General features: G+C 31.4%; 21 protein-coding genes. 18 read left to right on the forward strand and 3 right to left on the reverse strand.

Annotated features, from left to right (window positions below; all coding sequences use genetic code 11):
* The first annotated feature begins 3 nt into the window (after positions 1 to 3).
* The 10 genes from AXF11_RS05570 to AXF11_RS05610 all read left to right on the forward strand — a co-directional run bounded on the left by AXF11_RS05570 (position 4) and on the right by AXF11_RS05610 (position 12,105).
* Entirely contained in the window at positions 4 to 1,086 is a 1,083-nt protein-coding gene (locus AXF11_RS05570; protein WP_068155683.1) for a glycosyltransferase family 9 protein, read from the forward strand.
* Positions 1,087 to 1,120: 34 nt separating this feature from the next.
* A complete protein-coding gene (locus AXF11_RS05575) occupies positions 1,121 to 2,236 on the forward strand; it encodes a glycosyltransferase family 2 protein (protein ID WP_231724646.1) in 1,116 nt (371 codons plus the stop codon).
* 47 nt (positions 2,237 to 2,283) lie between these two features.
* On the forward strand, positions 2,284 to 2,676 hold the full coding sequence (locus AXF11_RS10855; RefSeq protein WP_231724647.1) for a galactosyltransferase-related protein: 393 nt from the start codon (positions 2,284 to 2,286) through the stop codon (positions 2,674 to 2,676).
* Positions 2,677 to 2,831: 155 nt separating this feature from the next.
* Positions 2,832 to 3,431 (forward strand): glycosyltransferase family 2 protein, encoded by a 600-nt coding sequence (locus AXF11_RS05580; RefSeq protein ID WP_231724648.1) that lies wholly within the window; start codon positions 2,832 to 2,834, stop codon positions 3,429 to 3,431.
* 13 nt (positions 3,432 to 3,444) lie between these two features.
* Positions 3,445 to 4,524, forward strand: a complete 1,080-nt coding sequence (locus AXF11_RS05585; RefSeq protein WP_068155685.1) for a polysaccharide deacetylase family protein — start codon at positions 3,445 to 3,447, stop codon at positions 4,522 to 4,524.
* Positions 4,525 to 4,542: 18 nt separating this feature from the next.
* Complete coding sequence (locus AXF11_RS05590; protein WP_068155687.1) at positions 4,543 to 6,303, forward strand: ABC transporter ATP-binding protein; 1,761 nt, start codon at positions 4,543 to 4,545, stop codon at positions 6,301 to 6,303.
* Positions 6,304 to 6,532: 229 nt separating this feature from the next.
* Entirely contained in the window at positions 6,533 to 7,171 is a 639-nt protein-coding gene (locus AXF11_RS05595; RefSeq protein WP_068155689.1) for a hypothetical protein, read from the forward strand.
* Positions 7,172 to 7,213: 42 nt separating this feature from the next.
* A complete protein-coding gene (locus AXF11_RS05600; RefSeq protein ID WP_231724649.1) occupies positions 7,214 to 8,278 on the forward strand; it encodes an RnfABCDGE type electron transport complex subunit D in 1,065 nt (354 codons plus the stop codon).
* Between the two features lie 78 nt (positions 8,279 to 8,356).
* Positions 8,357 to 11,473: a DEAD/DEAH box helicase gene (locus tag AXF11_RS05605; protein ID WP_068155691.1), complete on the forward strand. Its 3,117-nt coding sequence runs from the start codon at positions 8,357 to 8,359 to the stop codon at positions 11,471 to 11,473.
* Positions 11,470 to 12,105 carry a methyltransferase gene (locus tag AXF11_RS05610; RefSeq protein ID WP_068155693.1) on the forward strand — a complete coding sequence of 212 codons (636 nt, stop codon included), beginning with the start codon at positions 11,470 to 11,472 and terminating at the stop codon, positions 12,103 to 12,105. Before AXF11_RS05605 ends, AXF11_RS05610 begins: the two co-directional genes overlap by 4 nt.
* 63 nt (positions 12,106 to 12,168) lie before the next feature.
* Here the strand turns inward: AXF11_RS05610 and AXF11_RS05615 are convergent, their stop codons facing one another.
* Positions 12,169 to 12,684 (reverse strand): COG2426 family protein, encoded by a 516-nt coding sequence (locus AXF11_RS05615; RefSeq protein WP_068155694.1) that lies wholly within the window; start codon positions 12,682 to 12,684, stop codon positions 12,169 to 12,171.
* Positions 12,685 to 12,839: 155 nt separating this feature from the next.
* On the reverse strand, positions 12,840 to 13,583 hold the full coding sequence (locus AXF11_RS05620) for a sirohydrochlorin cobaltochelatase (RefSeq protein ID WP_068155696.1): 744 nt from the start codon (positions 13,581 to 13,583) through the stop codon (positions 12,840 to 12,842).
* A gap of 359 nt (positions 13,584 to 13,942) precedes the next feature.
* On the opposite strand from AXF11_RS05620, the gene AXF11_RS05625 reads away from it, so the two are divergent.
* The 8 genes from AXF11_RS05625 (at position 13,943) to AXF11_RS05660 (ending at position 25,550) form a co-directional block, all read left to right on the forward strand.
* The gene (locus AXF11_RS05625) at positions 13,943 to 15,373 is read left to right on the forward strand and encodes an alanine/glycine:cation symporter family protein (protein ID WP_068155697.1); all 1,431 of its coding nucleotides are present in this window, start codon (positions 13,943 to 13,945) and stop codon (positions 15,371 to 15,373) included.
* Between the two features lie 183 nt (positions 15,374 to 15,556).
* Positions 15,557 to 18,166, forward strand: coding sequence for a bifunctional acetaldehyde-CoA/alcohol dehydrogenase (gene adhE / locus AXF11_RS05630; protein WP_068155699.1), 2,610 nt, complete (start codon positions 15,557 to 15,559; stop codon positions 18,164 to 18,166).
* A 168-nt stretch (positions 18,167 to 18,334) separates the two neighbouring features.
* Entirely contained in the window at positions 18,335 to 19,312 is a 978-nt protein-coding gene (locus AXF11_RS05635) for an ABC transporter permease (RefSeq protein WP_068155701.1), read from the forward strand.
* Positions 19,313 to 20,266 carry an ABC transporter permease gene (locus AXF11_RS05640; protein WP_068155703.1) on the forward strand — a complete coding sequence of 318 codons (954 nt, stop codon included), beginning with the start codon at positions 19,313 to 19,315 and terminating at the stop codon, positions 20,264 to 20,266. It begins immediately after the preceding gene.
* Positions 20,267 to 20,310: 44 nt separating this feature from the next.
* The gene (locus AXF11_RS05645) at positions 20,311 to 21,327 is read left to right on the forward strand and encodes an ABC transporter ATP-binding protein (protein ID WP_068158274.1); all 1,017 of its coding nucleotides are present in this window, start codon (positions 20,311 to 20,313) and stop codon (positions 21,325 to 21,327) included.
* A 10-nt stretch (positions 21,328 to 21,337) separates the two neighbouring features.
* A complete protein-coding gene (locus AXF11_RS05650; protein WP_068155706.1) occupies positions 21,338 to 22,267 on the forward strand; it encodes an ABC transporter ATP-binding protein in 930 nt (309 codons plus the stop codon).
* 68 nt (positions 22,268 to 22,335) lie between these two features.
* The gene (locus tag AXF11_RS05655) at positions 22,336 to 23,925 is read left to right on the forward strand and encodes a peptide ABC transporter substrate-binding protein (RefSeq protein WP_068155709.1); all 1,590 of its coding nucleotides are present in this window, start codon (positions 22,336 to 22,338) and stop codon (positions 23,923 to 23,925) included.
* Between the two features lie 41 nt (positions 23,926 to 23,966).
* Positions 23,967 to 25,550, forward strand: a complete 1,584-nt coding sequence (locus tag AXF11_RS05660) for a peptide ABC transporter substrate-binding protein (RefSeq protein ID WP_068155711.1) — start codon at positions 23,967 to 23,969, stop codon at positions 25,548 to 25,550.
* 85 nt (positions 25,551 to 25,635) lie between these two features.
* Here AXF11_RS05660 and AXF11_RS05665 read toward each other — a convergent pair whose 3' ends face one another.
* On the reverse strand, positions 25,636 to 26,403 hold the full coding sequence (locus AXF11_RS05665) for a cobalt-precorrin-6A reductase (protein WP_068155713.1): 768 nt from the start codon (positions 26,401 to 26,403) through the stop codon (positions 25,636 to 25,638).
* Positions 26,404 to 26,411: the final 8 nt, after the last annotated feature.

Consider the following 26,411-nt stretch of genomic DNA (forward strand, 5'->3'; position numbering starts at 1 on the left):
AAAATGGGAAAAATAAACTGGAAATTTTACAAGCCGTATAGAGATGCGCTAGTTGACAAAAAAAATGATTTTTTGAGTAGAATGTTTGACAAAAAGAAAAAGAAAATTAACCTTACGCCTGATAAAATAAAAAAAATGCTATTTATGCGAATAGATGGGAAAATAGGAGATTATATCATAAGTTCTTTTATGTTTAGAGAAATTAAGAAAAAATATCCACATATACAGTTGGATATAATTTCCATCAACTCTTTGGAAAATTTGTTGAAATATAATAAGAATATTGATAATTATTATGTCTTTAACAGAAAAAAGCTTAGAGAGTGGAGAGAAATGATAAAAAAATTAAAGCCAAATAATTACGATGTGATACTGGATTCTACAGAAGGCCTAAAATACAAGCAAGTTTATTTTTTAAATAAAATGAATGCTAAAGTGAATATTGGGTACAACAAAGATAATTTTTCAGTTTACAACGAGAATGTCAAACAAAGTAAGAGTTTGAGAATGAAAGACATCTATCGGGAAATGCTTAACTGTGTAAATATTAAAATTACGAATACCAAATATGACGTGCCAATTTCAAGTGAGTCAGAAAAAAAAGTTGACAAATTTTTTAGAGAAAAAAATATTCGTCAAAGTGATAAAAGTGAAAGAGTGATTTCAGTAAACTTTTTTGGGGCTTCTAGCGGAAGAAAGACAAATTTGAAAAATTCACTTGTGATATTAAAAGAATTGAGAAAAAAATATCCAAATGATAAAATTGTGATACTTGATTCGCCGTCTGACAGAGAGCAAATTTATGAAACACTAAAAAATGTGAATGATGAGAATGTATATTTTTTTGAAGATTCAAGGACGATTTTGGATAGTATTTCTCTAATTAATCGAAGTGATTTGGTCGTTTCCTTGGACACTTCGATACTTCATTTGGGAGAGGGATTAAATCGAAAAGTGATGGCTTTTTATGGACCAAAGCTTAATAAAAATAAATGGCGGATAAAGGAAGAAGGAAATATTTTGATTGATTTTCCTGAAAAAAATATAAATGACATTGATTTTGAAAAACTTTTATGTAATTTTTAAAGAAAAATAATTTTAAAAAATGGGAGAAAGCTAAATGAAATTATCGGTTGGGATAATAACTTTTAATGAGGAAAATAGGATTGGAAAGACGATTGATGCGATTAAAGGAATTGCAGATGAAATAATTGTTGTCGATAGCGAGAGTAGAGATAGAACTGTAGAGATAGCTAAGTTTAAAGGGGCAAAAGTTTTTGTGGAAAAATGGAAAGGATATGGGCCTCAAAAAAATTCTGTTTTGGAAAAGTGTTGTGGAGAGTGGATTTTACTTCTTGATGCAGATGAGGTTGTGTCGCCTGAATTAAAAGAAAAAATAAAAATGATCATAAATAGTAGTAATCCTTCAAGTGAAGTTTATAAAATAAAACTTAGAAACATCGCTTTTGGGCGTAAAATTAAGTTTGGTGGTTGGGACGACTATGTAATTAGACTTTGGAAAAATGGGAAAGTTAAAATTAGTAACAGGGAAGTTCACGAGAAATATCAGACAAAAGAAAAAATTGAAAAAATTAATGAGCTTATAATTCATTACACTTACGACAGTATCGAAGAATTTTTGGAAAAGTTGAATCGGTATACTTCGCAAAGTGCGAAAGAATATATAAAAAATAAAAGAAATCCAAGTTTTATAAAAATTTATTCAAAGATGTTGTTTAGATTTGTGAAAATGTATATTTTGCAATTGGGATTTTTGGACGGCTACGAAGGATATTTACTTGCAAAATATAGCTCGATTTATACTATGACAAAATATACTAAATTGCGGGAAGTTTATTACAACACTTTGGGAAAAGACACTTCTCTTGTGATTACGACTTATAATTGGCCAGATGCATTAAAACTGTGTTTAGAAAGCGTTTTGGCTCAAACTGTCTTGCCGCATGAAATTATTGTGGCAGATGACGGCTCAAGGGAGGAAACAGCTAATTTGGTGCGAGATTTTCAAATTAGTAATCCTTTTGTAAAAATTATTCATTCCTGGCAGGAAGATAAGGGATTTAGAGCGGGAATGTCGAGAAATAGAGCGATTGCTAAGGCAACTGGAAATTATGTCATAATAATTGACGGGGATTTGATATTGGAGAGACATTTTGTGCAAGATCATATTGAAAAAAAGAAAATGGCTTTTTTATTCAAGGTTCCCGTGTTATAATATCAAAAGATAAATCGCAAAAAATTATAAATGGCGAAAAATTAAATTTGTGGAAAAATTTGTTTGACAAAAATTTTAAAAATAAACTTAATATGATAAGAAATTCGATTTTATCTAAAATTTTGACAAAAAAAGATAAAAATTTAAAGGGGATTAGAAGTTGCAATATGTCTTTTTTTAAGAAGGATTTGGAGCTCGTAAACGGATTTGAGGAAAAAATTGAGGGCTGGGGCAGAGAAGATAGTGAACTTGCGCTAAGGCTTTTTAACAATGGAATTAAAAAAAAGAAATTAAAATTTAGTGCGCTGACTTATCACATTTTTCACAAGGAAAATGACAGAAGCCACTTAAAAGAAAACGACAAATTGTTAAGTGATGCGATAAAAAATAAAAAGATGGTGGCTGAAAGAGGGCTAAACCAGTACGATAAATTATTATAGAAAAGAGAAAAAGCGATGGAAAAAGAAGTTACACTTGTCATTACAAGTGCTGGAAGATTTGATTTGTTAAAAGAAACGTTGGACAGTTTTTTTGAGTACAATACTTATCCGATAAAAAAATAATAATTACAGAAGACAGTACTGAAGGGAAAAAATTGGAAAAATTGATTTCAAATTATAAAAATCAAAATTTTAAACTTATTGTAAACTCTACAAGATTAGGGCAATTGAAGTCAATTGACAAAGCTTATAAAGAAGTTGACACAAAATATATCTTTCATTGTGAAGATGACTGGAAGTTTTTTAAAAAGGGATTTGTTGAAAAGTCAATGGGTCTTCTTGAGGAAGACAGCTCAATTTTGATTGTCGGAATGAGAGCGAAGGAAGATTACAACAACGATTATTTTTTTAACGAAAAAGACGATTATGTGTCAAAGTCGGGTGAGAGATTTTACAAGGTGAAAGGCGAGATTTTTACTTATAATCCTGGGCTTAGACGAAAAAAAGATATGGATTTATTTGGACTTCACGAAAAGCTTGAAAATCAGCGATATGAAGAAGTTTTATCAAATTTTTATAAAGAGAGGGGATTTTGTACCGTATTTTTTAAAGAGCCTTATGTTAGACATATTGGAGACAAAAGACACGTGCATTTTAGTAAAAATAAAAAAAACACGGTTTTGAGTTTTAAAATTGACAGATTTATAAAAAAAGTGAGAGCTAAATTTTTAAAGTTGATTGGAAAAATAAAGTGAGGGGAGGAAAACAATGACTGTAATTTTAATAGCAATAGTTATTTTGGCGTTTTTAGTATTTATCATTTACAACAAAACGAGAAAAAATTTTGCAATTTGTCTTATGTATCACAGTATTGATGATAAACCTGGAAAAGAAGGTATATTTGTAGATGAATTTGAAGAGCAGATGAAACTTATTAAAGATAAAACTTCTTTTAAAATGGAAGAGTTAAAAGATATGAATTACAAATTACCTAAAAATTCGATACTTGTCACATTTGACGACGGCTACAAAAATAATTATACACTGGCTTATCCAATTTTGAAAAAGTATAATATAAAGGCGACTATTTTTTTAAATACGAGATACGTTGGAAATAATGTAGATTATTTGAGCTGGGAAAATGTGAGGGAAATGTATGAAAGTGGCTTAGTTGATTTTCAGATGCACACACACTCACATGATTTGACGATAAAGCGAATCAAAGTTGTGGATTTTTATGAAAAAGATACTTCGCCATATTTTAAAAGAGAGAGCTATAATTTGTTTTATGACGGAAAAGACGGACATTTTAATGTGAAAAATGACAGTAGTAAATTAGACGGACTTCCTATCTTTAAGCTAGTTAGCCAAGTGTCAGTCGCTGGATTTCGTCCAAAGAGAAATTTTGTTGAAAAGTATAGAAAAATTGAAAATTCTGATGGATTTCGGAAAAAATCTCGTAAGGAAAAGATAGAATTTTTGAATAAATTGTTTGTTGAAAAAAAAGATGAGTTTTTCTATAAAATTGACGAAAATAAATTTTTTGAAATAATAAATTTTGAAATTTTGGAAAATAAAAAGATTATTGAAAAAAATCTTCACAAAACTCCTTTTGTTTTGGCATATCCTTGGGGACACCGTTATAAAGGGAATAGAGAAGATTTAAAAAAACTTGGTGTGGAAGTGTTTGTTACGACAAGAAAAGGAGCAAACTCGTTAAATTTAAATAAAGACTGGATTTATCGAATAAGCGGAGATGATTTTGAAAATTTATCTGAATTTAAAAAAGAAATAAATAATGGGGAAACTCCATTTTATAAAAAAATAAAAAAATTACTTAAATTTTAAAAGAAAGGATAACAAGCAATGAAAATTACAAAGTCAGAAAATTATAAATCAATAAAAAAATTAAGAAAATATATGAAACGTTATTCTTTTCCAATATTTTTGAATATTATATTAGCTATGGTTTCTTCAGCTGTGTCTTCGGCGCCGCTTGCCCTTATAAAAAGGCTTTTTGACAAAGGGATTATTGACAGCAACGAAAAAGATATTCTATATGCGGCAGGTTCTATGATTTTACTTGCTGTAATAGGAGCTGTATTAGTTTACTGGAATACTGTTTTTTCAGCGTTAATTTCCGCTTCGATGTACAAAAATATCGTTGATGACATCTATGTGAAGATACAAACACTTGATATGGAATATTTTTCTAGTACCAAAATTGGAGAACTTATGACAAAAGTTATAACTGATCCGAATAATATAAATAGCGTGATAAAAGAAACGTTTAATATGATTCCAGAAATTTTTAAAGTTTTAATTTGTTTTGGATTTGCACTTAGTATTGATTGGAAGTTAACTTTAGGTATTCTTATTGTTGCACCAGCTTTAGTTACAATTGTAAAAAAATATTCAAAAAAATTGAAACGCTCTGGAAAAAGACGACAGGAAGCGATGGGAATAATAAATTCAAAATTGCAGGAATCTCTTTCTGGAATCCGTGTAATTAAAGCATTTGCAATGGAAAGAGAAGAAATCAGGGATTTTAAAATAAAAAATATGAAGTTAAAAAGAATTGCTGTTCAAGCCGCAAAATATAACGCTCGTTCGAGTGCTGTTTCAGAAGCTCTAAATTATATTATGATAGCGGGACTTCTGCTTGCAGGAGGATACCGTGTTTTGCGTGGACACGATTTTACGCCAGGATCTTTTGTTACAATAATGGGTGCTATAAGCTCGATGTATACTCCGATTCGTCGTGCAATTACACGATTTAATGAAATTAGTATAGATATTCCGTCAGTTGGTCGGGTATTTGAAATTTTGGAAGAAGAGCCTAAAATTGTAAGCAATGAAAATAAAGTTTCATTTGAATATTTTTCGGACAGTATTGTTTTTGAAAATGTTGATTTCAAATATAAAGATAGTGAAGAAAAAATTTTAAAAAATATAAATTTAACTGTAAAAAAAGGTGAAACAGTAGCTTTTGTGGGAAATTCTGGAGGCGGAAAATCAACTCTTGTAAATTTAATTCCAAGATTTTTTGACGTTTCAAGTGGGGAAATAAAAATTGACGGAGTAAACATAAAAGATTATGATATAAAATCGTTGAGAAAAAAAATTGGTATAGTTCCGCAAGAGACATTTTTGTTTTCAGGAACAATTTTAGAAAATATAAAATATGGAAAAAGAGATGCAACTTTTGAAGAAATACAAGAGGCTGCAAAGCAAGCTAATGCTCACGATTTTATAGAAAAACTTGAAGACGGATACAATACTGAAATTGGAGAACGGGGAATAAAATTGTCAGGGGGACAAAAACAAAGAATAGCAATAGCTCGTGCCATTTTGGAAAATCCGCAAATTCTTATTTTAGATGAAGCAACTTCGGCGCTGGACAACGAATCAGAAAAATTGGTTCAAGATGCACTGGAAAAATTGATGGGAAATAAAACTACATTTGTCATCGCTCACAGACTTACAACTATCGAAAATAGTGATAAAATAGTAGTTCTTCAACAAGGAGAAATAAAAGAAGTTGGAACTCACAAAGAGCTTTTAGAAAAAAATGGTCTATATAAATCACTTTATAATAAAAACTTTGACTTTTCTGTAAAAAAATAAGGAATTATTACTAAAAATGTGATATAATAATAAAAAAGTAAATATGATAAATAGGTAATTGTAAAAGTAATGATATAAAAACTTAATAAATGCAGTATTTTTATTCAAGATATTCAAAAAAATTTTTTTAAAACAAAAAAATAGAGGAAATTAAAGTATAAAAATACTGTAGTTTGAAAATTTAACTTTTACAAGTGACTAAAATATTTTAAAGTTTAGGAGAATGTCTATGAAACAAATAAAAGGAATTTTCGTATTTTTGATTTCTGTCGGATTACTTATATTCGGAAGTTTTACTACAAAAAAAACAAAAAGTTTTGCTAAAAAAACAAATAGTAATCCATTTGCCTGGATTATGAATAAGAAAAAAAGCACTAAAAAAGCAGCAAAAGTTGCTAACCCGGATTCTGAGAAGGCACCTGCAGCACAGCCTACTGCTAGTCAACCTTCACCTGCAGCACTAAAAGCTCAACAGGAACAGTTAAAAAAACAGCAGTTGCAGCAACAGCAGCTTAAACAGCAGCAATTACAATTGCAACAGCAACAGTTAAAGCAGCAGCAACTTAAACAACAGCAATTGCAGCAACAACAGCAAGCTTTAAATCAGCAGCAAAATCTTCAAGGTCAGTTTGTAGAAAATGTCAATCAAAAATTTGCAGTTGACGCAAATGGTAAAAAACATCACAAAAAAGGTAAAAAGAAGAATGGAAGTTATGCACCTAAAAAATTTAAAAAACATTCACTAGGCAGCTCGACTGGCAGTAAAAAATCATCTGGTAGCAGCGGGGATAGTAGCTCAGCTGGTTCTACACCTACTGGTGGAAGCGATAGTGGTGCAAGTAGCGGTAGTTCATCATCACAGGAATAAATTAGAAAAAATATAATTATTTAAAGTTTAGAAAGAAAGGTAGTGAAAAAATTTATTATGTTTAGAAATAAAAAAAGACTAATTGAAGAAAATATGTTTCATACAAATATTGATATTTTTATCTCACTAATTCCGATATTAATAGCTTCTTTTATTTATACTTTACAACCATTAATAACTATAATAACTTCTACTATTGGAGCAGAGTTAGTAGAGTGGATTTATTTAAAATTATATAAGAAAAAAAATATTTCAGAGAGAAAGGACACGTTTTCTTCAACGGTTATAGGAGTTTTAACAGGAATGATGTTACCGCCATTTATACCATTTTATATAGCATTTTTTGCTGGAGCGATGGCTGTTATTTTTGGGAAAAATGTATATGGAGATATCAATAAAAAAATATTTAATCCGATTGTGTTAGGAAAATTATTTGTTATTACATTCTTTTCAGAATATTTGATGCCAAATTCTCCTGTTTGGGGATTTAATGAAGCGCTTAGAATCCCAATTGACGATTCTTCAAAGATAATGTCTTTGTTTATAACAAGTAGAGGAATGATAGGTACGTTTTCCGTTTTAGCAGTTGTTATTGGAGCAATTTATTTGATTATAAGAAAAAGAATAACTTGGCACATTCCGTTTGCGTTTTTTGTAACGATTTTTATAGGATTAAATGTGGCTTCTAAAAATGGTATTTCGGTTACAACTACACTGGGAGAATTTATGTTTTTAGGTGTTTTTGTAATGACGGACAAGTTTACAAGTCCAGAACATTCCTTTGGTAAAATATTTTTTGGAGCTATGATTGGAATTTCAACGATTGTATTCTGGTTTTTGGGGGTTCAGTCAGAAGCTATCATTTATTCGATCTTAATTTTAAATATTTTTACGAGAGGAATAAACATTATTTATAAACCGAATGTATTTGGAAATGAAACTGTTTCGATTGCAGAAATTATTCAAGGACTTGGATTTGCAATATTAATTATGATTTTAGTCTTTGTGTTCGCATTTTTACACAATAATGGATTTATACCATATTTAGTTTACATCTATTTAGTATTTGGAGTTTGGAAGTTGTACAATCAAAATAATGAAGATTAAAAATAGGAAAATAAATCCTATTCACTTTGGCTGAAAAGCCAGAGTGTTTTTTTTATATTTTAAAAGAAAGGGTGGAAAATGGAATTTTTAAATTTTTTAAAACAGATAGATAAAAGTTTTTTTGCAAAATTAAATGAGAAAGATAAAGTGTATCGAGGGGAGATTCCGTGGATTTTGCAGCAATCAAAAGCAAAAAAAATAATTTATATTTCAACTTCCAACAAAAATTTGGAAAATTATTATTCAATGCTAGATAATTATTATAATGAGAAAAACATTTTTTCTAAAAATTCAGATAAAGATACAAAGTATATTGATATTTTTGAAAATATTTTGCAAACTAAAGAAGATATTGTCGGAATCAATGTAAAAATGCTGGATATTTTAAGAAATCAAGATAAATTTATTTTATTTATGAATTTACAAATTGCACTCGATATTTTTTTTGAAAAAGTAAATTTTTTGGAATTTAAAATTGGAAGCGAATATAAATTTGAAAAAATAAAAAAGTTTTTTTTGGAAAATGGATACGAAAGTTCTTATTTAGTTGAAAAGAAGGGTCAGTTTAGCCAACGTGGGGACATTGTCGATATTTTTCCACCAGATTTGGAAAATCCTGTTAGACTTGAGTTTTTTGGCGATGAATTAGAAAGTATTAGATTTTTTGAAGTTGACAGCCAGATTTCGATTGAAAAAATTAAGGAGATAAAAATTTTTGGAAATATTTTGAGCGGAAGCGAATATGAGCTAGTCGAAATGATTTCGGAAATAAATAATGACGAAGTTTTAATTGCTGTCGAAAATAAAGAATTAATTGACTATAAAATGGAAGAATATATTTTGTTAAATCGAAAAAAAGAGAATTTGTATCGAAAGAGGTATGAAAATTTGAAGAAAAAAAGTTTTTTTATTTCCACAAAAAATTTTAGTAAAGAACAGCTGGAAACTTTTAAAGATAAAGAGAAACTGGAAAAATTGGCAAATAAAAATAAAATTTTTATTCAAACAAAAAATTACGAAAAAAAATATTCCGAATACAATCACATTTTGAAAAAAAATCAAAATAATTTTTTTGTTTCAAATTTTGAGTTATTTGAAGGATTTTTTAGTGAAAAAAATAAAAGTTTTGTTTTGACGGACAGGGAGCTTGATGGCTATATCTATGAAAATTTCAGAAAAATAAAAAAATCTATAAAATATAAAAAGCTAAATCAAATTTTAGTAGACGACTATGTGATTCATATCCAGTATGGAGTTGGAATTTACAAAGGAATTCAGACTATTGATGACAAGGACTATTTAAAAGTAAAATATGCCGATGAAGACATTTTATACATTCCCGTTGAAAAGTTGGACAGGCTTGAAAAATATATTTCTAATGATTTGGAGCCCAAATTATTTCGTCTGGGAACTTCTGGATTCAAAAGAAAACGAAAAAAATTGGAAGAAGACATTCAAAAATTTGCAGCTGAACTTATAAAAATTCAAGCTAGAAGAAAAAGACAAACTGGATTTATTTATCAAAAAGATACGGTTTGGCAAGAGGAATTTGAAGAAAGTTTTCCATTTGAGGTTACACCTGATCAGAGAAAGGCGATTGACGATGTAAAAAGTGATATGGAAAGTCCCAAAATTATGGATAGGCTCGTCTGCGGCGATGTCGGTTACGGCAAAACTGAAGTTGCGATGCGTTCAGCATTTAAAGCTATTGACAATGGAAAACAAGTAATTTTGGTAGCTCCTACTACAATTTTGGCTCAGCAGCATTTTGAAAGGTTTAAAAAGCGATTTGAAAATTATCCGATTATCATAGAAAATTTGTCAAGACTTACAAAAAGTAAATCAGGTGAAATTTTGAAAAATTTAAAAAATGGAATTGTGGACTTGGTTATTGGAACTCACAGACTTTTGAGCAACGACGTTGTCTTTAATAATTTGGGACTTTTAATCATTGACGAAGAACAGAAGTTTGGAGTAAAAGCGAAAGAAAAATTAAAAGAAAAAAAGGACAAACTGGATGTTTTGACATTGACTGCAACCCCAATTCCAAGAACGCTAAATTTGTCGCTATTAGGAATACGGGATATTTCAATCATTGACACGCCGCCAGTTAATAGACTTCCAATAATAACGGAAATTTTGGAGTGGGACGAAAATAAAGTAAAAATGGCAATTTTAAAAGAATTGTCTCGAGATGGGCAAGTTTTTTATATCTATAACGATGTAAAAAACATGAAAAATAAAGTGCAGGAACTAAGAGAAATAGTTCCAGATTTTGTAAAAATAGAATTTATTCACGGACAGCTTCCGCCGCAGGAAATTAAAGATAAACTTATTCGCTTTGAAAATGGAGATTTTGATATTTTAGTTGCTTCCACGATTATTGAAAATGGAATTGACATTCCGAACGTAAACACGATTTTAATAGAAAATTTTACAGGACTTGGATTGGCTCAAGTTTATCAGCTAAAGGGTCGTGTAGGACGAAGTAATAGACAGGGTTACTGCTATTTGTTAAAGACAAGAAACACAACAAAATTGGGAAAACAAAAAGAAGAGAGCCTCTTTAAAGTGGAAGGAATAAAGTCTGGCGGTTTTCAAATTTCTGTCGAAGATTTAAAAATTCGTGGTGCCGGGGAAATTTTGGGGGACAAGCAGCATGGGACAATTGAAACTTTTGGCTACGATTTGTACATAAAGATGTTAAATGAAGAAATTCAGCGTCAAAAAGGGGAATTTAGCGAAAAAGTTGAAAATGTGGAAATTATTTTATTTGACCAAGGATTTATTCCAGAAAATTATATTCAAAATGAAGAAAAATTGAATATTTATCGTCGTTTTGCCACACTTTCATCAAATGAGGAACTAAAAGATTTAGTTTTTGAAATAAAAGACAGATTTGGAAAAATTCCAGAAAGTTTGAAAAAGTTTATTATGAGTATAAAATTTAAGTTATTTGCTCAAAAAAATAAAATAAAGAGGATTTTGGAAGTAAAAAGTGGCTATAGATTGTATTTTTTAAAGGATTGTGAAAACGAGCTAAAAAATTTATCTAAAAAAATAAAAGTAGAAAAAGTGGAAATGCTGAAAGTTCTAGGAAAAAATAAAAAGGCTCAAAATGAGGAAGATTTTGTTGTTGTGGAAGTTTTGAAAAAAGAGTTTTTAGAGATTGTGAAAAGAGGAGAAAAGCTGTGAAATATGTGGAAAATTTGGAAAGTGTAGGTAAAAAAATTACTATTTTGGACGAAAGTTTAAAAATAACTGAAGATGCACTTTTACTTTCAAAATTTATAAAAAAATACAATAAAAAATCTGGTAACTTTTTGGAAATTGGAGCGGGACAAGGAATAATTTCAATTTTAATTTCAGAAATTCCCAAAGTTTCAAAAATTTTCACTGTCGAAATTCAAAAGAAAATATTTCAGATTTTGGAAAAAAATGTAAAAAATAATTTTTTGGAAAGTAAAATAATCCCGATAAATAGCAATATAAAAGAAATAACAGGACAATTTGATGTAATTTTTTCAAATCCACCGTACAAAAAAATTAACAGTGGAAAACTTCCAAGAAAAGAATCCGAAAAAATCAGTAAATATGAGATTTTACTCACTTTGAAAGAACTTTTTTCTGAAATAAAAAGACTATTAAAAAATTATGGTGAATTTTTTGTAATAGTTCCCAATGATAGACTTAATGAAGTCTTTTCGTATGTTTATGAAAACAAAATGAATATTTTGGAAATAGAAATTAACAAATATAAAACTCGAGATTTGGTCATTTTGCACGGAAAAAAAGGTGGAAAAAATTCTGAGATAAAATTTTTGTAACAAAAAAACTCCTAAATTGGAGTTTTTAATTTTACTATTTTTTTATCAAATTAAACTTTAAATTTAATGTTTAAAAATTTCTAAAACGCCATATGAAACTAAAATCATAATAATTGATGCAATTAGCACACCCAAAGTTATAAACCAAAATGATTTTTTTCTGTCAAATTGAAGAAGTGCTGCAATTAACGCTCCTGTCCAAGCCCCTGTTCCTGGGAATGGAATTGCAACGAATAACATAAGCCCGATAAACTCTCCTGTTGCAAGGCTTTCACTTCTTTTCATCGCCCTATTTTCTATTTTTTTTATAACTCCAGCACAAATGTTATGTTTTTTTAAAAAATCAAAAGCTTTTACGGAAAACCATAGGATAAATGGAACTGGAAGTAAATTTCCCACAATGCAAATTACCATATTGAGATACCAGGGAAGTCCTAAAGCCGCTCCCACAGGTATTGCTCCACGCAGCTCAATAATTGGCAGCATTGAGATGAAAAAGACCCCCAGCGCTTTATTTAAAAGTGGTGCCGTCAAAAGAGACGTCTGTATAAATTTACTAAAATCTTTGGCTAATTTCATAATTTTTAATCATTTCCTTTCTTTATTTTATTAAATATGCTTGATGACTTAATATTTTTGGTTTTAAGAAGTACTAAAAAATTTCTTTACTTTATGATATTTCCTTTATTATAATTCCTAAAATTTTAGAGCCTTAAGAACAAAGTTATTATCTATTATTCGTATATTTTTTCAAATTTGTCCATAAACATTTTTTGGATAAATGGATATTCTCCCATTCCTACTAGCTCTGTTTCAACTTTATATCCATTTTTTTCTAAAATTGACTTCCAAGAGTTTTTGTCATTTGACATAATATCGTTTTTTGCGTGATCTCCGGCGACAATCAAAAAAGGTTTTAGCAAAATCTTTTTAAAATTTGTGTTTTTTAATTTTTCCAAAATATGTTTGATTGTTATTTTTCCTTCGATAGTTCCAATAAAAATATTTTCTTTTCCAAATTTTTTGTAGTAATTTTGTAGTTTTTCATAACTTTCATCAGAGGCATCTTCCGAACCGTGTCCCACAAAAATTATGGCATCGTTTCCTTTTGTGTCGTTAAACTCTTTATTTTCAATAATTTTTTTGTAGTCAGATTCGTTGAATAACAAAGGTTCCGAGACTTTTCCAAAACTGTTATCCAATTTTTTATACTCAATTCCATTTAAGATGTGCAAAGACATTGTAAAAATTTTTTCAAATCCTTTATTCTTTAGGCTTTGCAGTGCTTCACCCTGATTAAAAATAGTCAAATTTTTTTTTGTTTTAAGTTTTTCCCTAACTTTGTTGGAGGTAAAAGCTCTCTTGCAGTTTTCAAAGCCATATTTTTCTCTCATTTTATTTTCAATAACATCAATTGTCCTTTTTAGCGCATCTTCATGTGTTGTCCCAAAACTTGCAATTACAATGCCTTTTTTCATATAAATAAATTCTCCTTTTTTTATTTTACTGATATATTGTATCATTTTAGAAGTATTTGTCAATAAAATTTATTTTCTTTGACGGAGTAAAACATTTAGGGGCTGTAAAGAGAAAATATTACTCTTTTCGATTGATTCTACATTATTTTACAATGTTTTCTGAAACTAAAAAAATTTTTGCTGAATTAAGACAGTTTTGCCAGCACATAAAAATACTTTGATGATTTAAATTTTACTTACATATAAATTAAAAATTTATTTAATAGAATTAAAAATCCTGTTCTATCGTTGTAAAATTCTCATTTTTTTGGTATAATTTTAATTATAAGATAAAAATTTATAACTGAGGAGAAAAAAAGATGAATTATGAACAGTTAGTTAAGCTGATTAACGATATTAATAGCTTTATTGCTAGTAATATTCTGATGTGGGGGTTACTTGGAGTTGGGACTTATTTGAGCTTTCTTCTGGGGTTTCCGCAAGTTACAAAAATAGGCTATGCTTTTAAAATGGTATTTGGAGGGCTGTTTAGAAAAACTGAAAATTCTAATGAAGGGTCTATGTCTTCGTTTCAGGCTTTGGCTACAGCTATTGCGGCTCAAGTTGGAACTGGAAATGTGGCAGGAGTTGCGACTGCTATCACAGCTGGAGGGCCGGGAGCGGTTTTCTGGATGTGGGTTTCAGCATTTTTAGGAATGGGAACAATTTTTACAGAAGCGGTTTTGGCGCAAAAATATAGAAAAAGAATTCATGGAGAATTGGTCGGAGGACCTGCTTATTACATTTCAAGAGGACTAAAAAAAACAGGAAAATTCGCTAAATTTCTAGCTGGATTTTTTTCTGTCACAATTATTTTGGCTCTTGGATTTATGGGAAATGCGGTTCAATCGAATTCAATAGCTGCGGGAATAAAAGGAATATCTGGACTTGAAAATATAAATCCTGGTATAATAGGTGTTATAGTTGCGATTTTAGCCGCTTTAATTTTTATTGGTGGAATGAATAAAATTGCGAAATTTGCTGAACTTGTGGTACCCATTATGGCAACGGTGTATATTTTGGCAAGTATTGTAGTATTATTGATATTTCACAATCAAATCATTCCAACATTTGTCTGGATTGTAAAAAGTGCATTTAGTCCAATCGCAGTTACTGGAGGAATTGCTGGAGCAAGTGTAAAAGTGGCAGTGCAAAAAGGTATTGCCAGAGGTCTTTTTTCAAATGAAGCAGGAATGGGTTCAACTCCACATGCACACGCTGTGGCACATGTAAAACATCCAGCAGAACAAGGACTATCGGCTATGGTTGGAGTATTTGTCGATACAATTTTAGTTTGTAGCGCAACAGCACTATCTATCTTAGTTACAAAAGCTTATACCTTAAAAGATGCAAAAGGAGTTTTTCTTGTGGGGGCACAACTTACACAGGGCGCTTTCAAAAGCTCTTTTGGAGAATTTGGAGCGATACTTTTAGCCATATGTCTAGCATTTTTTGCTTTTACGACAATAATTGGGTGGTATTATTTTGGAGAATCAAATATCAAATTTTTGTTTGGGAAAAAGATGCTTTTGCCATATAGAATTGTTGTAATTCTTTGCATAATAGCAGGTTCCCTGCAAGAAGTAAAAATTGTATGGTCGCTAGCCGATATATTTAACAGTTTAATGGTGCTTCCGAACTTAATTGCAATCGTCTGGATGTCACTTGAAGTGAAAGCACTTTTCAAAGATTATAAGGAAAAATTTGCAGAAGGAAACGTAACTTATGACTACAGTGAAGAGGACAAATAATTTTTATAAATAAAAAAATAGGACTATCTAAAAAAATGAGAGATAGTTCTTTTTTTATTTGAGTTTCATTGTAAATAAGTTTTCATCAAATGAAAAAAATCACTTGACAATTTTTAGTAAAAGTAGTAGTATTATTATATCAAAATGAAGTATATACTTATAAATTATTGGGAGGAATCATAAATGGCAGTTAAAGATTTGGACAGTTTGAAAGAATTAATAGCTCGTGTACGACGGGCACAAGAAGAATTTTCTACATTTGATCAGGAAACAGTCGATAAAATTTTTAGAAAAGTAGCTCAAAAAATTAATGACGAAAGAATTACAATCGCAAAAATGGCAGTGGAAGAAACAGGAATGGGAATATTAGAAGACAAAGTTATAAAAAATCACTTTGCTTCGGAATATATTTATAATAAATATAAAGATGAAAAAACTTGTGGAGTTTTGGAAGAGGATAGATCTTACGGAGTTAAAAAAATAGCGACTCCAATAGGGGTTATCGCAGGAATTGTGCCAACTACGAATCCGACTTCAACAGCGGCTTTTAAAATATTACTGACATTAAAAACAAGAAACGGTATCATTTTGTCACCGCATCCAAGAGCAAAAGAATGTACAATTTATACAGCAAAACTTGCATTGGAAGAAGCTGTTAAATATGGAGCTCCAAAAGATATAATTGGATGGGTGGACGAACCAAGTGTGGAATTGTCTAAAGAACTTATGGAAAATGTTGATTTAATTCTTGCAACAGGTGGACCTGGAATGGTTAAAGCGGCTTATTCATCTGGAAAACCAGCAATCGGAGTTGGAGCTGGAAATACTCCAGTTGTAATTGACGAAACAGCTGATATAAAAATGACAGTAAACTATATCTTGATGTCTAAAACATTTGATAATGGAGTAATTTGCGCAACTGAACAGTCTGTCATTGTGGACAATAAAATTTATGACAAAGTTAAACAGGAATTTTTAGATAGAGGTGCTTACATCTTAAATGAGGAAGAAAAACAAAAGGTTAGAGAAATTTTGTTTGTAAATGGCAGATTAAATGCGGAAGTAGTTGGAAAAAGTGCTTATATAATTGCACATATGGCAGGGCTTGAAATTCCTCATACTGCAAAAGTGTTGATTGGAGAAGTTGAATCGACAGGAATGGAAGAACCATTTGCACACGAAAAATTATCGCCAGTACTTGCAATGTACAGAAGTGAAAACTTTAAAGATGCACTTGATAAAGCGGAAACATTGGTTGAATTAGGAGGACTTGGACACACTTCAGCTCTTTACGTAAATTTGGCGGAAAGAGAAAAAATTGATGAATTTGGAAGAAAAATGAAAACAGGAAGAACACTAATTAATATGCCAGCTTCACTTGGGGCAATTGGAGATGTGTTTAACTTTAAATTGGAACCATCATTGACACTTGGATGCGGTTCTTGGGGTGGAAACTCAGTTTCTGAAAATATCGGAGTAAAACATCTTATCAATGTTAAAACAATAGCGGAAAGAAGGGAAAATATGTTGTGGTTCAAAGTGCCTCAGAAAGTATATTTTAAATATGGTTCACTTCCAACAGCTTTGGAAGAATTAAAAGGAGAACATAAAAAAGCATTTATCGTAACAGATAGCGTACTAGCGGAATTGGGATATACAGATCACATTACAAAAGTTTTGGAAGAAATTGGAATTGACTTTAGAATTTTCTCTGATGTAAAAGCAGATCCATTACTTAGCTCAACTCAAGAGGGAGCAAAGGCTATGCTTGAGTTTAAGCCAGATGTAATTATTGCGCTTGGTGGAGGTTCAGCGATGGATGCGGCTAAGATTATGTGGGTTTTGTATGAATATCCAGAAACTAAATTTAAAGATTTGGCAATGAGATTTATGGACATAAGAAAAAGAATTTTGCCATTCCCTAAAATGGGACTAAAAGCTAAATTTATCGCAGTTGCGACATCAGCTGGAACTGGTTCAGAAGTTACACCATTTTCAATTATTACAGATGACGAAACTGGAGTAAAATATTCACTTGCAGATTACGAATTAACTCCAAATGTGGCAATAAACGATCCAGAACTTATGTTATCAATGCCTAAAGGACTTACTGTGTCTTCAGGAATTGATGTGTTCACTCATGCATTAGAATCATATGTTTCAGTTATGGCGACAGAATACACAAAACCTTATTCATTAGAAGCAGCTAGACTAGTATTTAAATATCTTCCAGATTCAGTGGACGGTGGAGCAAAAGCTATAAAAGCTAAAGAAAAAATGGCAAACGCTTCTTGTCTTGCAGGTATGGCTTTCGCAAATGCGTTTTTGGGAATTAACCACTCACTTGCACATAAATTAGGTGGAAAATTCCATATTCCTCACGGAATTGCAAATGCACTTATATTAGAAACTGTAATAAGATATAATGCAGCTGACGCACCTACAAAAATGGGAGTATTCCCTCAATACAGATATCCAAACGCAATGCAAAGATATGCAGAAATGTCTGACCATTTAGGATTTGGAAAAGATGTACATACAAAAGAAGAAAAAATGGAAAAATTAATTGAAGGAATTGTAGCAATCAAAAAACGAATCGGTATACCTATGACAATAAAAGACTGGGGAGTACCAGAAAAAGACTTCTTAGAAGCAGTAGATGAAATGGCACTAAACGCATTCGATGACCAATGTACAGCAGCTAATCCAAGATACCCGCTAATTTCTGAGTTAAAAGAAATTTTACTGGAAGCTTATTACGGGGCAAAAGATTACAAAAAGGAAGAAGAATAGTTAATTTTAAAATCAAAGGCTGTCTATAAAGACAGTCTTTTTTTGAGTATTTAGATATTAAAATAAAAAAATATTTGTATACAAAAATAAATAACTTGCAAATATGTATTTTTATAGATATAATAAGATATATAAAAATTTTGGATAGGAAAGGAAGAAAATCTAAGGATGAAAAATATTTTGAAATTTTTGGTTAAACGGATTTTGATGGGGATTGGGACCCTTTGGCTTGTCGTCACGATTACATTTTTTCTGATACATATGCTGCCAGGCGACCCGTTTCAAGATGAAAAAGCGATACCACCTGCAATTAAAGCAAATTTGATGGCAAAATATCATTTGGATAAACCTCTTGGCATTCAGTATGTGGAATATTTGAAAAGTATTTCAACTGGAGATTTGGGGATGTCTATGAAGGCGTCTGGAAGAACGGTGAACAGCATGATAAAGGATGGATTTCCAGTATCGGCTGATTTGGGAGCTAGGGCTTTGATTTTTGCACTTATAGTGGGAATTCCTTTGGGGATTGTAGCTGGGCTTAAGAGAGGAAAATATCAGGACAAAATTGCGATGCTCATTGCGATAGTTGGAATTTCAGTGCCAAGTTTTGTATTGGCAGGACTTTTGCAAAAATATTTTGTTGATGTTCACAACAGGATTTTGATAAATAAGCTTCATTTGCCACTTATAAAAATCTCACTTCTTGGCTGGACAAAGCCTGAGAATAAAATACTTCCTGTGATTTCTTTAGGGCTTTATACGATAGCACTTGTAGCGAGACTCTTGCGGGACAAGATGATAGAAGTGATGGGACAGGATTACATAAAACTTGCAATTGCAAAAGGTGTGAAACCACGGGATGTAGTTTTTAAACACGCTTTAAGAAATGCGATTTTGCCGGTTATTACGATAATGGGGCCTACGATTGCAGCGGTTCTTACAGGTTCATTTGTAATTGAGCGAATGTTTACAATTCCAGGACTTGGAAAATACTTTGTCGACAGTATAAATGACAGGGATTATACTTTAATCTTGGGAGTTACGGTATTTTATGCAATCTTTTTAATTTTAATTATGATAATTATGGACATTGTCTATGTTTTGGTGGACCCTAAAATTAAGCTTGGGAAAGGAGATAATAGTTAAATGACACAGAATATAAAAAATGATAATTATTTGCCAAAACCTGAAGATTTTGAAATAGTGGGTCCAGATTTAGCGCAAAGTGAAGTTATTTACAAGCCAAGTTTAACTTTTTGGCAAGATGGACTAAGAAGATTTAAAAAAAATAAAATGGCGCTTACATTTTTAGTGATAACTATAATCTTTTTATTTTTAGCAGTATTTGGACAGATGTTGACAAAGTATACCTATAACAGCAACGACTTATCTTCAAAGTTTTTAAATCCAATGGAAGGGCTAAAAAAGGGGCATTATTTGGGAACGGATAATTTGGGACGAGATTTATTTGCAAGACTTTCGCAGGGAATTAGGATTTCTATGGAACTTGCGATTGTAACCGCTGCTATATGTGTTGTTTTTGGGACAATTTATGGAGCAATTTCAGCATATTTTGGAGGAATTGTAGATACAATTATGACAAGATTTGTGGAAATTTTGATGATTATTCCTTCTATGATTTATATAATTTTACTTATGGTAATTATGGGAAATGGGATAAAGACAATAATTATAGCGATGTCGCTTACAAGATGGTTAAACTATTCACTGCTAGTTCGGGGAGAAGTTTTGAAAATAAAGGAAAATGAATTTGTGCTGTCTTCAAGATCACTTGGGGGAAATTTTTGGTGGATAACGCTAAAACATTTGGTGCCAAATACGCTTAGCATAATTATAATAAGACTTACGACGGATATACCAAATATTATTTTTACGGAGGCATTTTTGAGCTTTATTGGACTTGGAGTGCCAATTCCACAGGCTTCGCTTGGAAATTTAGTATATGATGGGGTGTCCAACATAAATTCACATCCGTATTTATTTATTATTCCGTCCGTTGTAATTTCACTTATTACATTGTCGTTTAATATTATAGGAGATGCACTAAACGATGCACTAAATCCTAAATTGAGAAGTTAAAATTTAATTTTTTCTAAAAAGTGAGAAAGGAAAAAATGGAAAAAATGGAAAAAAATTTATTGGAAGTAAAAGATTTAAGTGTTTCTTTTAATACTTACGCAGGAGAAGTTCAGGCACTTCGAGGAATAAGTTTTTCTGTTGCAAGAGGAGAAACCTTGGCGATTGTCGGGGAGTCTGGAAGTGGGAAATCGGTTACGGTCCAGACGATTATGAAGCTTATTCAGATGCCGCCAGGAGAAATAAAATCGGGACAAATTTTATTTAATGGAGAAGATTTAATAACTATAAGCGATGAGAAAATGTCAAAACTTCGAGGTGGAAAAATCGGGATGATATTTCAAGATCCGATGACTTCGTTAAATCCGACAATAAAAATTGGAAAACAGATTATGGAAGGAATTTTGATTCACAAAAAAGTCGGAAAAGCCGAAGCAAAAAAAAGAGCTATTGAAATGCTTAAAAAAGTTGGAATTCCAAAGCCTGAAGAGAGATTTCATCAGTATCCGCATGAATTTTCAGGAGGAATGCGGCAAAGAGTTGTAATTGCAATCGCTCTTGCGTGTGAGCCAGACTTACTTATCTGTGACGAGCCAACAACGGCGTTAGATGTTACAATTCAAGCGCAGATACTGGATTTGATAAATGAAATAAAAAAAGAATTAAATATAGCAGTTATTCTTATAACTCACGATTTGGGAGTTGTGGCGCAGACGGCGGATAGAGTTGTCGTTATGTACGCGGGAGAAAAATTGGAAGAGGCGCCAGTCAGAGAATTATTTAAAAATCCAAAGCATCCTTACACTTGGGGACTGTTAAAATCACTTCCAAGACTGGATATGAACTCAAATGAAAGACTTACTTCAATTCCTGGTACACCGCCAGATTTACTAAATCCACCAAAAGGAGATCCGTTTGCGGCTCGTTCTGAATATGCGATGAAAATTGACTACGAAAGAAAGCCGCCTATGATTGATGTAGGGGGCGGACATTTTGTGAAATCGTGGCTGTACGTCAAAGGAGCTCCTAAAATTGAATTTTTAAAAGATGAAAAAAATGACTAGGAAGTGAATTATGGAAAAAATAATAGAGATGAAAAATTTAAAAAAATATTTTCCAATGAAAAAAAGAACTGTGCTAAAAGCGGTTGACAATGTTACAATGGATATTTACAAAGGAGAAATCCTAAGTCTTGTGGGAGAGTCTGGAAGTGGGAAGACAACGCTTGGAAGAACGATTAGTAGACTTTACAAAAAGACGAACGGAGAGATTTTGTATAATGGAAAATCTGTGGAGGATTACAGCTTAAAAGATTTCACAAAAGAGATTCAGATGATATTTCAAGATCCGCAGGCGTCGCTAAATCCTCGAATGACAGTGGGAGATATAGTCGCCGAAGGAATTGACATTCATAAACTTGTAAGTTCAAGGCAGGAGAGAATGGAAAAAGTGTACAGTTTGCTGGAATTGGTTGGATTAAACAGGGAACACGCCAGTCGTTTTCCACACGAATTTTCTGGAGGACAACGGCAAAGAATTGGGATTGCTAGGGCACTTGCTGTAAATCCAAGTGTTTTGGTGTGCGATGAGCCAATTTCGGCACTAGATGTGTCAATTCAAGCGCAAGTTGTAAATTTATTAAAGGATTTGCAAAAAGAGAGAAACTTGACTATGCTGTTTATTGCGCATGATTTGTCGATGGTAAAATATATTTCAGATAGAGTGGCAGTTATGTATCGGGGAAAAGTTGTGGAACTTGGGACACCTGACGCAGTTTATGGAGATCCTGTTCACAGTTATACAAAATCGTTGATTTCTGCCGTACCAATTGCAGATCCAGATTATAAAAAGACTGAAACAATTGACATGGACGAATCGTATTTGCGAAGTCCAATTGGAAATGTGTCTGAAATTAATGAAGTTCCAAGTGAACCGGAGCTTACAGAATATAGACCGGGACATTTTGTGGAAACGGCATTTTTGAGAGAAAAAAATTTGATTTAAATGTCATTTTAAAGAAAAAAATAAAAAACAAAATAAAAATAAATAAATAAAAAAAGGATGGTAAAAAAATGAAAAAAATTTTATTACTTTTAAGTTTAGTTATGTTTTTTATCGTTTCTTGCGGAAGTGGAAGCGGCGATAATGAGCTAATTTTAAATTTAAAAGAAGAAGGAAAATCTTATGACCCAGAATTAGCAAATGATTCAACAGGAGAATTTGTGGACTCTCTTGTGACAGAAACACTTACAAGACAGGCAAAAGATGGAAAATCATTGCCAGGGGTGGCAAAAACTTGGGAACACAATCAAGATTCAACAGTTTGGACATTCCATTTGAGAAACAATGCAAAATGGTCAAATGGAGATCCGATTACAGCGCAAAACTTTAAAGATGGATGGGTAAGAGCACTAGATCCAAAAACTGCTTCAAAATATGCGGATAAATTATTTTACATAAAAAATGCAAAAGAATTTAATGCGGGAAAAATAAAAAATCCTGACGAATTGGGAATAAAAGTTGTGGATAACTACACTTTGGTAGTAACTTTAAATGATCCATTGCCATATTTTGACTCAATTGTGCGAATTCAAACTTATGCGCCGCTTAACAAAGCGTTTTATGACAGAGTTAAGGATAAATACATGACTAGTAAAGAAACTTCAATTTCATCAGGTGTTTATAAAATAAAAGAATGGACAAGAGATTCACAAATTGTCTTTGAAAAAAATGAAAATTACTGGAATAAAGACAGCATAAAACTTGAAGGTGTAAAAGTTGTGTTTATAAACGATCCAAATGGAAGCTTGAACGCATTTAAAAATGATGAGATAGATTCGACAAATATTTCTATTGAGCAAGCTAAAGAATTTAAAGATGACAAGAGAAAAATACTTACAGACGACGGTTCTGTCTGGTATATGACTTACAATATGAAAAATAAAGTTCTTGCCAACAAAAAAATAAGACAGGCGTTGTCTCTTGCTGTGGACAGAGAAAAATTGGTATCTGATGTACTTAGTGGAACTGGAAAACCTGCTTATACATACACTGCAAAAGGTGTTGGAATAATGGGAGTACAAAAAGATTTTTCTGAAGAAGCTGGAAAAGTTTTTCCTGCATTTGATGCTGCAAAAGCGAAAAGTTTATTAGCCGAAGGACTAAAAGAGCTAAATTTACAAAAGTTACCGACACTTGAAATGATTTTTAACGACAGTGGAAATAATAAAATAATTTCAGAATATATTCAAGATCAGCTTCATAAAAATTTAGGTGTCGATATAAAAATACAAGCGATGACTTTTAGCGAAAGACTTTCTAGAATGGAACAGAGAAATTATGAAATTGCGCTTGCCGGCTACAATGGCGATTTTAACGATGCGATCACTTATTTGGACAGATTTGTTACAAAAGACGGAAACAATTATTCGGATTATTCAAATCCAGAATATGACAGATTGGTTAAATTTGTAAAATCTTCTGGAGACCAAAAAGCGAGAGTAGCTTCGATGATTCAAATGGAAAAAATTCTTGCCGATGATATGCCAGTTGGAATACTTTATTACAGACAGAACACAAAATTAGTTAATCCAAGAGTTCATGACATAGTATTTAGTCCAATTGGAAAAGATTATGTACTGGACTACACTTATATTAAATAAATTTTAAAAATAATAAAAAAAGAAAGAGAGAGGATTTTTAGATGAAAAAATTATTGTTGACATTAGCAATGTCGTTATTTTTACTATCTTGTGGAAATGGCGGAAATGACCAAAATACATTTTCATTAAACATCGTAACGGAGCCAAGTTCAATTGACCCGCAAATTACTACTGACATCCCTGGAGGAACAGTTGATGAGCTTATCTTAGAAGGACTGCTTCGAAAAGATAAAAATGGAAAATCGGTTGCAGGACTTGCAAAATCGTGGGAAAAGTCAAAAGATGGATTAAAATGGACATTTCACTTAAGAGATGGAATAAAATGGTCAAACGGAGATCCAGTTACTGCAAAAGATTTTAAAGCTGGTTGGCTTCGTGCACTAAATCCGGCAACAGCAGCAAGTAACGCAAATATGCTATTTGTAATAAAAAATGGAGAAAAATATAATGCTAAAAAAGCGAGTGCCGAAGAAGTTGGAATTAAAGTAGTTGACGACAAGACTTTGGAAGTTACATTGGAAGCACCAGTTTCATATTTTGACGATTTGGTAACATTTAAAGCGTACATGCCATTAAACGAAAAATATTACAACCAAGTTAAAGACAAATATTTTTCAGAAGCTAAATATACTATAGCAGTAGGTCCGTACACTTTGGATAACTGGACACATAATTCAGAATTGAGACTTAAAAAAAATCCTAATTATTGGGATGCGGCAAATGTTAAGACAGAAAATGTAGTTTTGAAAATGATTGACAGTAATTCATCTGTAAATGCTTTTAAAAATGATGAAGTTGACGTTACAACAGTTACATTTGAACAGGCCAAAGAATTTAATGGAAAACCTGAATTAGTAACAGCCAAAGACGGTGGAATTTATTATTTGCTATTTAATGTAAATGAGCCCGCTTATAAAAATGCAAAAATCAGAAAAGCAATTTCAATGGCAATAAACAAGGACGATTTATTAAATAAAGTGCTTTCAAATTCTGAAAAAGCTACTAAGACTTTCACACCGCAAGGAATTGGACTTAATGGACTAAAAGGCGATTTTTCCAAAGAAGTTCTGACAGATCAGCCAAAATATAATGTGGCGGAAGCTAAAAAATTGTTAGCTGAAGGAATGAAAGAAGCAGGAATTTCAAAATTGCCAAATATAAAAATATTGTTTAACGATAGCGGAAGTAGAAAAGCTATTGTGGAATACATTCAAGATAATTTAAAAACAAATTTAGGTGTTCAAGTTGATGCGGAAATGGTTACTGGAAAAGAGCGTGTAAATCGTACAAAAGAAAATAATTTTAACATTGCTCTAATGAACTGGACTGGAGATTTCTTAGATCCAATCACATATTTAGATTTATTTGAAAGTACAAATGCAAATAACCGTGGAAAATTTGTAAATTCAAGATATGACCAGCTTGTAAAAACTGTAAAATCGACAGATAATCCACAGACAAGAGTACCAGCGATGATAGAAATGGAAAAAATAATTTCACAGGAAGTCCCAGTTGTAATTTTATTCCAAAAACAAAAACAATATTTAGTTAATCCAAGAGTTACTAATTTAGGATTTGTTTCAATTGGTGGAGAGTTCTTTATAAGAGATGTTGTATTAAAATAAGTGTTTTAAAAGATTGAAAATACATCGTGTTAAAATAAAAAAATCTAAAATAAATAAAAAAGTCGGGAAAAATTTCTCGGCTTTTTTAAATATGATTTATAAGTTTATCAATGTCAGAATAAACATTTCTGTAGTTTACAAAAGGTCTTTTTAGAATCAGAACAGTAGTCCCAAATTCTTTACAGGCATCAATTTTTTCTTTTTCTCCGCCAGTTTTTCCGCTTTCTTTTGTAATCAAAAAATCAATTTTAAAACTTTTAAGCATAGCTAAATTTAAATTTTTATCAAAAGGTCCTTGAATTGCAATTATGTTTTTAGGCAAATACCCAAGATTTTCCGCCTTTTGAATGGAAGCAGTTGTTGGAAGTATCCGCACAAAAAGATTATTTTTTTCGCCCATAACTTTTATTTCTTCCAAATTATTCGATCCCAATGTACTTAAAATATTTTTATTTTGATATTTTAAAACAAAGTCATTCATTTCTTGTAAAGTTTCAAATTTAAAGACATTTTCATCTCCATAATCAAGCATTTCACGCTCAAATCTCACATATTTAGTCCCAAGTTTTTTTGTAACTTTCAAAATGGAACGGCTCACATTTTCGGCATATGGATGACTTGCGTCGACGACGGTATTTATATTTTTTTCGGTGATGACTTTTTCCATTTGCTCTTCGTCCAATTTCTTACAAATAACTTGAATATTTTTTTTGTTATTCGAAGTATATTTTTTCAAAAGTTCTCCACCGTAGGAAGTGGCAGTACTTATCAAAATATCTTTTTTATTTTTCTCATCAACTAATTTTTCTAAAATATCTCTTCCATCTTTTGTTCCTCCGATTATCCAAATCATATTTTTCC

The organism is Leptotrichia sp. oral taxon 847 (assembly GCF_001553645.1).
GTDB lineage: Bacteria > Fusobacteriota > Fusobacteriia > Fusobacteriales > Leptotrichiaceae > Leptotrichia.